Source organism: Pseudarthrobacter sp. CCNWLW217 (assembly GCF_037203985.1).
Taxonomy (GTDB): Bacteria; Actinomycetota; Actinomycetes; order Actinomycetales; family Micrococcaceae; genus Arthrobacter.
In genome coordinates, this window is record NZ_JBBCBT010000011.1 from 164,042 (window position 1) to 176,729 (window position 12,688).

At 66.2% G+C, this 12,688-nt stretch carries 12 protein-coding genes; 1 reads left to right on the forward strand and 11 read right to left on the reverse strand.

Translation table 11 applies throughout. The features are described from left to right. Window positions 1-46: 46 nt before the first annotated feature. The 9 genes from V9L18_RS14260 to V9L18_RS14300 all read right to left on the reverse strand — a co-directional run bounded on the left by V9L18_RS14260 (window position 47) and on the right by V9L18_RS14300 (window position 10,203). A complete protein-coding gene (locus V9L18_RS14260) occupies window positions 47-2,221 on the reverse strand; it encodes a 3-hydroxyacyl-CoA dehydrogenase NAD-binding domain-containing protein (protein WP_337347821.1) in 2,175 nt (724 codons plus the stop codon). Next, window positions 2,218-3,495, reverse strand: a complete 1,278-nt coding sequence (locus V9L18_RS14265; protein ID WP_337347822.1) for a thiolase family protein — start codon at window positions 3,493-3,495, stop codon at window positions 2,218-2,220. The genes V9L18_RS14260 and V9L18_RS14265 overlap by 4 nt, the downstream gene beginning before the upstream one ends. A gap of 121 nt (window positions 3,496-3,616) precedes the next feature. Then, window positions 3,617-4,963: an HRDC domain-containing protein gene (locus tag V9L18_RS14270; protein WP_337347823.1), complete on the reverse strand. Its 1,347-nt coding sequence runs from the start codon at window positions 4,961-4,963 to the stop codon at window positions 3,617-3,619. Window positions 4,964-5,002: 39 nt separating this feature from the next. Next, entirely contained in the window at window positions 5,003-5,653 is a 651-nt protein-coding gene (locus V9L18_RS14275) for a DUF3000 domain-containing protein (RefSeq protein ID WP_337347824.1), read from the reverse strand. Window positions 5,654-5,714: 61 nt separating this feature from the next. Then, on the reverse strand, window positions 5,715-6,821 hold the full coding sequence (locus tag V9L18_RS14280) for a threonine aldolase family protein (RefSeq protein WP_337347860.1): 1,107 nt from the start codon (window positions 6,819-6,821) through the stop codon (window positions 5,715-5,717). Between the two features lie 30 nt (window positions 6,822-6,851). Next, window positions 6,852-7,601, reverse strand: a complete 750-nt coding sequence (locus tag V9L18_RS14285; RefSeq protein WP_337347861.1) for an SDR family oxidoreductase — start codon at window positions 7,599-7,601, stop codon at window positions 6,852-6,854. A 14-nt stretch (window positions 7,602-7,615) separates the two neighbouring features. Continuing rightward, window positions 7,616-8,983, reverse strand: coding sequence for a DUF6421 family protein (locus V9L18_RS14290; RefSeq protein WP_337347825.1), 1,368 nt, complete (start codon window positions 8,981-8,983; stop codon window positions 7,616-7,618). Between the two features lie 165 nt (window positions 8,984-9,148). Continuing rightward, window positions 9,149-9,697: a peptide-methionine (R)-S-oxide reductase MsrB gene (gene msrB / locus V9L18_RS14295; protein ID WP_337347826.1), complete on the reverse strand. Its 549-nt coding sequence runs from the start codon at window positions 9,695-9,697 to the stop codon at window positions 9,149-9,151. Between the two features lie 14 nt (window positions 9,698-9,711). Next, the gene (locus V9L18_RS14300) at window positions 9,712-10,203 is read right to left on the reverse strand and encodes a hypothetical protein (RefSeq protein WP_337347827.1); all 492 of its coding nucleotides are present in this window, start codon (window positions 10,201-10,203) and stop codon (window positions 9,712-9,714) included. Window positions 10,204-10,337: 134 nt separating this feature from the next. Here V9L18_RS14300 and V9L18_RS14305 point away from each other — a divergent pair, with 134 nt between their 5' ends. After that, entirely contained in the window at window positions 10,338-11,624 is a 1,287-nt protein-coding gene (locus V9L18_RS14305) for an alpha/beta hydrolase family protein (protein ID WP_337347828.1), read from the forward strand. Window positions 11,625-11,711: 87 nt separating this feature from the next. On the opposite strand, the gene ybaK is transcribed toward V9L18_RS14305, so the two are convergent. Next, window positions 11,712-12,209 (reverse strand): Cys-tRNA(Pro) deacylase, encoded by a 498-nt coding sequence (ybaK, locus tag V9L18_RS14310; protein ID WP_337347829.1) that lies wholly within the window; start codon window positions 12,207-12,209, stop codon window positions 11,712-11,714. A gap of 15 nt (window positions 12,210-12,224) precedes the next feature. After that, window positions 12,225-12,686, reverse strand: a complete 462-nt coding sequence (locus V9L18_RS14315; protein WP_337347830.1) for a SufE family protein — start codon at window positions 12,684-12,686, stop codon at window positions 12,225-12,227. Window positions 12,687-12,688: the final 2 nt, after the last annotated feature.

The window sequence follows — 12,688 nt, forward strand, 5'->3', positions numbered from 1 at the left end:
CCAGATCCCGGTTCCCTGACGCCTTGGCCGGTTCCGGACGGGCAGGCTACGCGCTTGCTGGCGCCGCGGAACGGGATGCGGTGCCCGGTGCGAGGAACCGCTTGCCGTTCACCCGCTCGGAGGCGCCAACCCGGTCCAGGTACGGGGTGATGCCGCCCAGGAACATGGGCCAGCCCGCGCCGAGGATCATGCAGAGGTCGATGTCCTCCGGACCTGCCACTACGCCTTCTTCCAGCATCAGGCCGATTTCCTCGGCCAGGGCATCCTGGACCCGGCGCAGCACCTCGTCTCCGGTGGACGGCGAGGTACCGAACGACATCAGCGACAGGGTGGAGTCCGGGATTTCCTGCGTTCCGTCGGCCGCGGGGGCCCACAGCGACTTCACGCCGTTGTCGATCAGCTTCTTCAGGTTTGCGGACACCGGAAAGCGGTCGCCGAAAGCGGCGTGCAGGGACTCCTGAACGTGCTGCGCCACCGGCAGGCCCACCATGGCGCCCAAGGTGAACGGCGTCATCGGCAGGCCCATGGGCCGCAGGGCGTTGTCGGCAACCTCTGCCGGGGTGCCCTCGTCAAAGGCGGCCGTCACTTCGCCCATCAGCCGCAGCAGGATCCGGTTGACCACAAAGGCGGGGGCGTCCTTGACCAGCACAGCCGTCTTCTTCAAGCCCTTGGCGAGCTCGAAGGCGGTGGCCAGCACGGCGTCGTCTGTCCTGGGAGCCCGCACGATCTCCAGCAGCGGCATAACAGCCACCGGGTTGAAGAAATGGAATCCTACGAGCCGCTCCGGGTGTTCAAGATCAGCAGCCATGTCAGTCACGGACAAAGACGACGTATTGGTGGCCAGGATGCAGTCAGGCGAGACGATCGCCTCCACCTCGGCGAACACCTGCTTCTTGACGTTCAGCTCTTCGAAGACGGCCTCGATCACAAAGTCGGCGTCAGCAAAGGTGTCCTTGGAAACGGAGCCCGACACCAGCGCCTTAGTGCGGTTCGCGGCGTCCGGGCTGATCCGCTTTTTGCCGAGGAGTTTATCCACCTCGGCATGGACATAGCCAACACCCTTGTCCACGCGGGCCTGGTCGATGTCGGTCATCACTACCGGAACCTTGAGTTGGCGCGCGAACAGGAGCGCCAGTTGGCTTGCCATGAGGCCTGCGCCCACCACGCCGATCTTCGTGACCGGGCGTGCCAGCTTCCGGTCCGGGGCACCTGCCGGGCGCTTGGAACGCTTCTGGACCAGGTCCAGGAAGGCGTACACGGTGGCGCGGAATTCGTCGGTCTGCATCAGCACGGCAAGGGTTTGGCATTCCAGCTCCGCGGACTCTGCCTGCGTCATAGTGCGGTTGGCTTCCAGGATGTCCAGGACCTTGGCCGGTGCCGGGGACGCGTTGGACGTCTTGGCCTCCACGAACGCCTTGCCGGCCCTAACGGCTGCGGCCCAGCGTGCGGCAACTTCGGGATCGGAGGGGTCGACGGCGTTCGGCCGCTCCGGGACCACCTCACCTGTGATGACCTTGGCTGCCCATGCGAGGGACTGCTCCAGGAAGTCCGCCGGTTCGAAGAGTGCGTCGGCGATGCCGAGCCGGAAAGCCTCCGGCCCGGTGAGGGTCCGGTTGTTGCTGAGCGGGTTCTCGATCATCACCTTGACGGCGTTTTCGGGCCCGGTGAGCCGCGGCAGGATGTAGACGCCGCCCCAGCCGGGGACCAGGCCGAGCACAGCTTCAGGAAGCGCCAGCGCCCCCGCGCCGGTGGACACGGTGCGGTAGGTGGACTGCAGGGCGATCTCCAGGCCGCCGCCGAGGGCCACACCATTGATGAACGCGAAGCTGGGGACGCCGAGGTTGGCGAGGGTGGCGTAGACGTCGTGTCCAAGCTGGGCCATCCACAGGCCATGCTCCCTGTTCTCCAAAGACTTCACGGCGGAAAGGTCCGCCCCGGCAACAAGGAAGTACGGCTTGCCGGTCACGCCCACGCCCACAATTTCGCCCCGGGCGGCCCGCTCCTTTAATCCCTCCAGGACTATCCCGAGTTCCACCAGTGTGTTGGGCCCAAGGGTGGTGGGTTTGGAGTGGTCCAGGCCGTTGTCCAACGTGATCAGGGCAAACGTCCCGGGGCTGGACGTACCGGGGGCAGCAGGCAGTTCGATGTCCCGGACGTAGGAGTGCGTCACGGTTTCGTCGGGGAAGAGTTCGGCAAGCGTGGTGAAATCGGCGGCGCTCATGCTGCGGCTCCTTCGGTAGTGGCGTCGGTCTGCTGCGGGGCTGCGGTTCCGCTGTACTGGGCGTGGTGCGGGTTTTCCCAGATGACCGTGGCGCCCATGCCCAGGCCGATGCACATCGTGGTGATGCCGTAGCGCACGGAGGGGTCCTCCTGGAACTGCCGTGCGAGCTGGTTCATCAGCCGCACGCCGGAGGAGGCCAGCGGGTGACCCACCGCAATGGCGCCGCCGTACCGGTTGACGCGGGGGTCGTCGTCGGAAATCCCGAAATGGTCAAGGAAGCTCAGGACCTGCACTGCGAAAGCCTCGTTGATTTCGAAGAGTCCGATGTCATCGATGGTGAGCCCGGCGTTCTTCAGGGCCTTCTCGGTGGCGGGGACGGGTCCGATGCCCATGACTTCGGGTTCGACGCCTGCATACGCGTAGCTGACCAGGCGCATCTTCACGGGCAGCCCAAGCTCTGCGGCAGCTTCGGAAGAAGCCAAGAGCGCAGCCGTGGCGCCATCATTCAAGCCCGCTGCGTTGCCTGCCGTGACCCGGCCGTGGGCCCGGAAAGGCGTGCGCAGGGCGGCCAGGTCCTCGAGCGTGGTGCCTGGCCTGGGTGGCTCATCAACACTGTTCAGGTTCCAGCCTTCGCCCGGCTTGAGTGTTGCCACCGGCACCAGGTCGGGCTGGATCTGGCCCTTGTTGTATGCGGCGGCGAGTTTGTCCTGCGAGGCGACGGCGTAAGCGTCAGTGCGGCCTTTGGTGATGGCGGGAAAGCGGTCGTGCAGGTTCTCTGCGGTGTTTCCCATGTTCAGGGCGGCGGGATCAACGAGCCGCTCGGACATAAAGCGGGGGTTGGGATCGGCACCTGAGCCCATCGGGTGGTTGCCCATATGCTCCACGCCGCCGGCGATCACGACGTCGTAGGCACCGAAGCCGATGCCGCTGGCGGTGGTGGTCACGGCAGTCATGGCGCCAGCGCACATGCGGTCGATGGCGAACCCGGGGACCGTGCGGGGGAGGCCGGCCAGGAGCGCCGCGGTGCGTCCCAAGGTAAGGCCCTGGTCACCGGTCTGCGTGGTGGCGGCCACGGCCACTTCATCTACCCGCTCCGATGGCAGGGACGGATTGCGGCGGAGGAGTTCGCGGATGCATTTGACCATCAGGTCATCGGCGCGGGTTCCGGCGTAGATTCCTTTGTCGCCGGCCCGGCCGAAGGGTGTGCGGACGCCGTCAACAAAGACGACGTCGCGGACAGTGCGCGGATTTCCGCTGCTTCCGTGGTGGCTCACGTATAACTCCTCATCGAGACGTTGGCGCCGGTCAGTGGCCAAGGGGCAGCACTGGTCCGGACGGCAGTGCACCCTATGTTACTCGCCAGTAACTTAGTGTGCAAGGCTCGCTGAGGGGAAGTTACCCGGCTGCCGCGGCTGCCTTCGGCTCCTTCGGTTCTTTGGGCTCCTTGGGAGGCAAGGGTTGGGGATTGCGGAAAGCCGCCGTGATCAGTGGGGCAACCAGCCCGATCTGCCATTCACGGGCGCCCAGGTCGCGGAGTTCCGTGGATACCGATTCTTCGGTGATATCTGCGGGAGGCCGCCAGGCGATCCGGCGCAGGTAGTCCGGTGTCAGGAGGTTTTCCAGCGGAAGGTTCGTTTCTTCCGCCTTCTCCTGCAGCAGTGGCCGTGCCGTGGCCAGCCGGGCGGCAGCCTCCGGATCCCGATCGGCCCAGACGCGAGGCGGCGGCGGGGCGTTGGTGGGCAGGTGCAGCGGGGGGAGGTCCGCCAGGTCACGGGCAGCCGCGATGCAGCGGAGCCAGCGCGGAGCCTCGCGTTGGGCGGCCCTTCCGTGGAAGCCCTTGGTTCCGAGCAGTTGGGGAACAGTGGAAGGCATGGCTTTCGCGGCCGCCACCAGGGCGGAATCCGGAATGAGCCTGCCCGGCGCCACATCGCGTTTCTGCGCCAGCGAATCGCGCTCCAGCCACAGTTCCCGGACCGCGGCGAGTTGGCGCCGGTCACGGATCTGGTGCAGGCCGGAGGTCTTGCGCCACGGGTCTACCCGCGGCGGGGCTACGCCGGCAGCCAGGATGGCCGCGAATTCCTGCTCCGCGAATTCGAGCTTTCCGTCAGCCTCCAGCAGTTCGATGAGCTCCTCACGCAGTTCGGTGAGCACCTCCACGTCCAGTGCCGCGTAGCGCAGCCAAGGTTCAGGCAGGGGGCGGGTGGACCAATCGGCGGCGGAATGTTCCTTGGCCAGGCCGAAGCCCAGCAGTTGCTCGATCACCGCAGCGAGCCCAACGCGCGGGAGGCCCGCGAGCCGCGCGGCAAGCTCGGTGTCAAAGAGCTTGTCCGGCCACATACCCAGCTCGGAGAGGCACGGCAGGTCCTGGCTGGCTGCGTGCAGGATCCATTCCACCCCGTGGAGGGCATCGTTGATGATGTCCAGGTTCTCGAAGGGCTCAGGATCGATGAGCCAGGTGCCGGAGCCTTCGCGGCGGATCTGGACCAGGAAGGCGCGCTGGCCGTACCGGAAGCCGGAGGCACGCTCGGCATCCACCCCGGCGGGTCCGGTGCCGGCCGCGATGGCGGCGGCGCACCGCTCCAGCCCGGACTGCGTTTCGATGACCAAGGGCACGCCGTCGCGCGGTGCATCAAGGTCGATGACAACGGGGATGGGGCTGTCGAAGCCGTCCACGGTGATGTGGGGAGTAGTGTCAGCAGCCGGAGCGCCGGCTGTGGTGTTATCCGGAATGTGAGGGGTCATGGTGCCTTCAGTTTACCGACAAGGTGGTCCAGGGCCGGACTAGTTCCGGCGCCGGTTCGGCAGCGCCGAGACCCCGTCCGGCAGCGGCGGTAATCCCGCAAACGTGCAGACCATGTCCGACCACGCCTCCAAGTGGGCCGTGACGTCAGATGAGGCAGGTGTCCAGGATGCGCGCAGTTCGATGTCGATTGACCCTGGCCGGTCGGCGAGGGTGCCGAAGCTCTCCGAAAGGACACGGGTGGCGGTGCCGCCGGCGGCACGGTAGGGAGCCTTGTGGTTTTCCAAGGCCTCCACGAGCCAGGTCCAGGCCACGGTGCCCAGCATTTCGTCGTTGCCCATCTCCGGCTCCAACTGCGCACGGATGTAGGTCACGATCCGGAACTCGCCGTCCCAGACGGCGGAGCCGTCGGGATCGTGCAGCAGGATGAACCGGCCGGTGGCAAGCTCGGTGTCCTCCTCATCTTCCGTCCCCGCCGCGGCGGCGAGTGCCATCGCCGCAGGTCCGTGGAGGGGTGCGGTGGTGCCGGCGGTTCCGGAGGCCATGACCTCCGCGCCCAGCGCTACGGCGAAGGGCGCCAGGCGTGCCGGTGCCGGAATTTCCGCCAGGCGCAGTTCGCTGCGGCATTGTGCTTTCCTGAGGGTTCCCAAGGCGTGGAGAAACTCCGGGGGAACCTGGGCGAGTGCGTTCACCTTCGCAGGTTACGCAACAGCCGGGGACAGGCAGTGCAGGCTCGCCGTCGGCCACCTTTTGCTACGTGGCGGCATTGCCTGCGTTGTAGGCGGCCAGCTCCTGGCGGATTGCGGCCACAAAATCATCAACGTCCTCCTCGCTTGTATCGAATGAACACATCCACCGGACTTCCCGGGCTGCTTCGTTCCAGTCGTAGAAACGGAAAGATTCCCGAAGCCTGTCCGCTACGCCCTCCGGGAGGACGGCGAACACTCCGTTGGATTCAGTCTTTTGGGTTGGTTGAACCCCCTCGATCTTGTCCACCGCCGCACGCAGGCGGGTGGCCATCGCGTTGGCGTGGGATGCCGAACGGAGCCAGAGGCCATCCTCCAGGAGTGCGATGAACTGGGCGGACATGAACCGCATCTTCGATGCCAGCTGCATGTTCATCTTGCGCAGGTAGACCAGACCGTGGGCGGCCTCCGGGTTCAGGGCCACTACCACTTCACCAAAAAGCAGCCCGTTCTTGGTGCCGCCGAAGGACAGGATGTCCACGCCGGCGTCGCGCGTGAATGCCCTCAGCGGCACCTGCAGGTGTGCCGCAGCGTTGGCAAGCCTTGCCCCGTCCATGTGGAGCTTCATGCCCCGTGCATGGGCGTGGTCGGCGATGGCCCGGACTTCAGCGGGCGTGTAGCACGTGCCCAGTTCGGTGGTCTGGGTGATGGAGACGGCCAATGGCTGGGCGCGGTGCTCGTCGCCCCAGCCCCACGCCTCGCGGTCGATCAGCTCCGGCGTCAGTTTTCCGTCCGGGGTGGGGACGTGCAGGAGCTTGATCCCGCCAATCCGTTCGGGAGCGCCGTTTTCATCCATGTTGATGTGGGCGGTGGAGGCGCAGATGACGGCGCCCCAGCGGGGCAGCAGGGACTGCAGCGACAGCACGTTGGCGCCCGTCCCGTTGAACACCGGAAAGCTTTCGATGCCGGCGCCGAAATGGTCCTCCAGCAGTCCGTGGAGCCGCGCGGTGTAGTCGTCCTCGCCGTAGGAGACCTGGTGGCCGTCGTTGGCGGCCGCGAGGGCGGCGAGGACCTCGGGATGGACGCCCGAGTAGTTGTCCGACGCGAAGCCGCGCACGGACGGGTCATGCAGGCGGCCGGCGGTACGCGCGCCGGAATCGGCTGTGGTTGTCATCGCTTTGTTCACGCTTTCAGTCTAGGGAGGTCAGGTGGCCAGCAGGAGCCTGCGGCCGTTCAGTTCGTGTGCCGGCCGGCTGAACAGGCCAACGACGGCGGCAGCCAGGTCTTCGACGTCGGTGGCCCCGGGGAACTTCCGTTCCGGATGCTGCAGGCGGAGGTCCGCGTCAACGAGTGCCTTGACGACAAATACGACGGCGGCACTCCAGGGGGCAGCGCCCTCCCCTTCAGCGCTGGAGGCGGCGCGGCTGAAGCCTTCTGCCATGGCCATGGTCCAGGTTTCGGCGGCGGCTTTCGCTGCCACGTAACTGGCTGTGGCCGCCGTCGGATTGTCCACGGCCGTGGAGGAGACCATGGCAAACCTGCCTGTTCCGGAGGCGGCAAGGTCGTCGTAGAAGACCCGGGACACATTGCGGAGCGTGGTGATGGCGCCTCGCTCCAGGAAGTCCCAGTCGGCGTCGCTCTGGTCTGCAATGCCCTTCGCGCCGCGCCAGCCGCCCACCAGGTGGATGACGGCGTCCATTCGCCCGGCGGTTTCCGCGACGGAATCCCGGAGGCTCTGGACAGCCGCGAGGTCGGCGAGATCGCACACGAGTGGGGTGACGCCGTCGCCCGCCCGACCTGCTGCCGCTTCGATGCGGGCCCGGTCCGAGCCAACGGTGAAGACCCGCTGGCCGGCACGGTGGAGCGCGCCGGCCACGGCGATGCCGGACGAGCCGCTGCCACCGGTGACCAGCACGTTCAGTGTCGCTTCACTGTCCGGGATGTTCGCCTTCATCGCATCGGCTGCACTCACAGCGCGGAACTGCCAGTGATGCCGGCGGTGGATTCGATGACCGGGCGCATCTTCTTCTCCAGTGCCTCGTAGAACATGGACAGCGGGAATTCGTCATCGAGCACCTGGTCCGTGAGGCCGCGGGGAGCTCCGGCGAGGGGGAGGGCGTCCGGTCCCTTCGCCCAGACGGAGGCCGGATGCGGGGTGACCGTACCGGAGATCAGCTGGTACGCGGCGAGCCAGTGGGCCATTTTAGGCCGGTCGATGGAGCGCCAGTACAGCTCATCGATCCTGGCCCCGAGGGCGATGACCGCTTCCGCCACTTGGTCCCAGTCGATGCTGAGCCTGCTGTCCGTCCAGTGGAGGACGTGGTGCTGGTGCAGCCAGGCGAACAGCAGCTGGCCGCCCAGTCCGTCGTAGTTGCGGACCCTGCTGCCGGTGATGGCGAAACGGAAGATCCGGTCGAAGATGATGGCGTACTGGACCAGTTTGGCGTGGCGGCGGGCTTCAGGGCCGGCGTCCTCGTCCTTTTCAATCCGTACCGATTCGCGGAAGGCCGTGAGGTCGCAGCGGAGCTCCTCGAGGGAGTAGAGGAAAAACGGCATGCGCTGTTTGATCATGAACGGGTCAAAGGGCAGGTCTCCGCGCATGTGGGTCCGGTCGTGGATCAGGTCCCACATCACGAAAGTCGCCTCGGTCAGCTCCTGGTCCTCGAGGAGTTCCGCGGCGCCGGCCGGCAGTTCAAGGCGTGTGATCTCGGCAGCGGCTCGCAGGACACGGCGGAACCGGGCGGCCTCGCGGTCGGCAAAGATGGCGCCCCAGGTGAACGTAGGCGTCTCGCGGACGGCCACCGTCTCCGGGAAGAGGACCGCCGAGTTGGTGTTGTACCCGGGCGTGAAGTCCAGGAAGCGGATGGGCACAAAGAGCCGGTTGGAGTAGTCGCCGGCTTCCAGGGCGGCGATGAACTCCGGCCAGATGACTTCGATCAGCACCGCCTCCACGAGACGGCTGCTGCTGCCGTTCTGGGTGTACATGGGGAAGACCACCAGGTGCTGGAGGCCATCCTGGCGCTGCTCCTGGGGCTGGAACGACAGCAGCGATGCCAGGAAGTCCGGAATGCCGAAACCGGCGTCGGCCCAGGCCCGGAAGTCGGCGGTCACTGCCGCGAGATAGTCGGCGTCGTGGGGGAACCGGGGCACCAGTTCCTCAATGGATTCAACGATCGCTGCGACGTGGACGGCGGCTGCTGCGTGCCCGTCCTGGTCCGGGATGGATCCGTCCTGGGCCTGGAGCAGCTGGAGCGAGGTGGCGGCAGCCTTGATCCGGAGCCAGCCGGGATTGTCGGCGGAAATCCTCGCGGGGGCCATGATCGTGGTTTCAGTCATTGGAGGCAGCCTTTCTGGTTGCTTGGGCATCTACGGTGAGCGTAGCAAGCAACCAGACTTCCTAATGCAAAATATGGCTAAGCATAAGAAGCTCTCAGCCTCAGCGGGTTCAAAAGCGCATCCAGCTCCAGCGCCGGCCGTGGCTGGCGCGGGCGTCGCCGCAGTTCAAGACGCTGTACCGGACTGGCCGTCCCCACCAGGCTGATCCCCGCCGTCCTGTTCCGCGCCGTCCTGCTCATCCCGGGGCACCAGCTTTAGCGAGACCGAGTTGATGCAGAAGCGCTGGTCCGTCGGCGTGCCATAGCCTTCGCCCTCGAAAACGTGCCCCAGGTGTGAGTCGCAGGTGGCGCAGCGCACCTCAATGCGCTCCATCCCCAGCGTCCGGTCGTGGATGTACCGGACGGTCCCTTCCGCCAGTGGTGCCCAGAAAGAGGGCCAGCCGCAATGCGAATCGAACTTTTCGTTACTGGTGAAGAGTTCAGTGCCGCAGGCCCGGCACTGGTAAACCCCTGAGGTGTGGGTGTCCCAGTATTCGCCGGTGTACGGCCGTTCCGTGCCGGCCTCACGGAGCACGTGGTATTCCTCGGGAGTGAGCTCCTGCCGCCACTGCGCGTCCGACTTCACGCCCGCGCCGGCGGGATGGTCCGCCGGAAGCGTCTCTCGGATGGAATCCGTCGCCTTGTTGCCAAAAATCTTGTTTCCGAAGATGCTCATAGCCTGTTCAACGCTTACGAGTCACCGATAAATCCCGAGCCCGCATAGAGATGCAGGACAGGAATGCCCAACTGGTCCTGCGCCTTGCTGGCCCAGTCGGTGTGGAACGTGTCTGAAACAGCGTGCGGGCGGGTGACCACTACGGCCTGTGTTGCCCCGAGTTCCTTGACCTTGGCGACCAGACCCTTAACCGCCCCGCCGTCCACTACCTCGCCGGTCACTCCGGCCCCGAGTCCCTCGAGGGCGCCCAGGGACACAGCCAGCGTCTCTGATGCCTCCGCCCGTTCCACTGTGGGATCCGGGGCATGGCTGGTCAGCTCCCGGAACGCCTTGGAAATCTCCAGGAGCGACAGATGCTCCAGGAAGTCCACCAGCAGGTGCCTTTCCGTGTTGGCCGGGACCAGCAGCACAAGGCGCGCATCCGCCCCGTTCACCAGCCGTTCTATGTTGACGCGGTCGTCCGCGCCCAGGGGTTCTTCGGTCAGGATGACGATGGGATCGCTCATGCCATCAGCCTAGTCCTGTGCCTGTGCCGCTGCATCCATTTGCCCCGGCGGGCCCCGGCGGGCCCGGCGCTCCGCTGTCCGGGCCAGGAGTGGCGGAATATGGCGCACGGGCCAAGGACGGTAAGAATGGACCCATGGCTTCTTCTACACGGACCCCTGCCCCAAAGGCCACCGTTGCCCCCGCTGCCGACGCCGGGATGTCACTGCGGGCCAAGTGGACCATCGGCGGTGTGATCGGGGGCGGTGCCCTGGCCGGACTGCTGGCCACAGGGTCGTCAGCCCTGGCCCTGTACTTCGCGCGCAGGGTCATTACGCCTGCACCGCGGCGGGCGGCGGACCAGGAAGTGCTGGCTGTCATCCGTGAAGGCGAGGGCCGGCAGGTCATCCTGGCGGCCACCCCGGACACCACCGTGGACGGCGTGTATGGGTTCTTTTTCGACGGCGGCGAAGGCCACGCCCGCATTGGCCGCATCGTGTCGTACTCACCCGCGGAACGCACGGTCCTCCGTGAGGTCGAAGCCGTCTACAGCGGCGACCTCGACAGCGCCCACCGCGGCTGGTGGAGCGGCGCGCTCTATCCGACCCCGGAGGCCGCCGGCCTCCCGTCCGAGGATGTACTGATTGAGGTCGACGGCGGGCAGGCGCCGGCGTGGCTGGTGCGGGCGGGCGGCACATCCCGCACCTGGGCTGTGATGGTGCACGGCCGGGGAGCCACCCGCCAGGAGGCCTTGCGCGCCGTCGGTCCCGCCCTGGAACTGGGTCTGACCAGCCTGCTGGTGTCCTACCGGAATGACGGACTGGCGCCTTCAGCCGACGACGGACGCTATGGACTTGGATCAACAGAATGGCGCGACATCGAAGCCGCCATCGAGTACGCATTGGGAAATGGGGCCGAAGAGATAGTCCTTTTTGGCTGGTCCATGGGAGGCGCTATCTGCCTGCAGACGGCGGATCTGTCCCGGTACCGCCACCTGATCCGGGCCATGGTCCTTGACGCTCCGGTCATCAACTGGGTCAACGTCCTGGCCCACCATGCGGAGATTAACAGGATCCCGTCCCTCGTGGGTCGGTATGGCCAGCTGATGCTCGGCCACCCCTTGGGGCGCCGGCTCACCGGGCTCTCGGCACCGGTGGACCTCAAAGCCATGGACTGGGTGGCCCGGGCTGTTGAACTGCGCACGCCCACCCTGATTGTGCACAGCGTCGACGACGAATACGTGCCCTATGAACCATCCGCCCTGCTGGCCGAACGAAACCCGGAAATGGTCACCTTCGAAACGTTCAACCACGCTCGGCACACCAAGGAATGGAACGTGGATCCCGCCCGCTGGGAGCGCCTCGTCAAGGCGTGGCTCAGGCAGCAGCTGGCCCCGAGGGTCAACCCCGGCCAGATAGGCGTCACGGTTAGCCCAACTAAGTAGCAGCAGATGTCGTTTTGAGGCGTCTAAACGACATCTGCTGCTACCCAGTTGGGGGAGGGCGGGATTTCGCGGAGGACAAGACCGTCGCTAGGGTTTGACCGTTCCGATCGGGGCCGTGATTGCGGATGTGAGCCGGATCAGCTCAGCGGGCGCCAGCTCGATGTCCAGCCCCCGCCGGCCGCCGGAAACCAGCATCGTTTCCAAGGCAACGGCACTGCCGTCGATGACGGTGGGTGTGGGCTGCCGCTGGCCCAGCGGCGAGATTCCGCCGAGTACATAGCCGGTCCGGCGTTCGGCGGACTTGGGATCGGCCATGGTGGCCTTCTTCGCGTCCAGGGCAGCCGCGAAAGCCTTCAGGTCAAGATTGCCGCTGACGGGCACTACGCCCACCGCCAGCCGACCTTCCACCTCCACCATCAGCGTTTTGAAGACCCTCGCCGGGTCGATTCCCAGGGCTTCGGCAGCTTCGGCGCCATAGCTGGCCGCGGAAGGATCGTGGGTGTACGGGTGCAGCACAAAGGGAACGCCGGCCGCGGTCAGTACCGCGGTGGCCGGCGTTCCCTGCGAAGTGCTTTTGCGCCCCATAAGCCGAGCTGGCTGCTAGCTGTTCAGCCGGGCCGAGGCTGCGACCTTGCGCTTAATGCGGCCCAGCATGGCGGTCATGCCGCGCATCCGCAACGGTGTGATCGCACGGGTAAGGCCAAGCAGTTCAGGCATGTCATCCGGAACTGCCAGGATTTCCTCCGCGCTGAGCCCGTCGAGCCCCTCAAGGAGCACCCCGGCGAAGCCCCTCGTGGTGGGGGCTTCAGGCGGCGCCTTGAAGTACAGCCGAAAAGTGTCAGCCGAGCCGGCGTCGTTCTTTTCCGTCTCAATGGTCAGGAACAGTGGCGACTGGCATTCCACCACCTGCTCCAGGAGCTCAGGGTGGTTCTTCAGGCGGTCCGGCAACTCCGGAAGTTCCCGCGAGAACTCGAGCAGCAGCTGCAGCCGCTCGGGCTCCGTGAGGGCCTGGAAGTCGTCCACGATTTCCGCCAACGAGGCGGGCAAGGCATGAGTAGTCATCT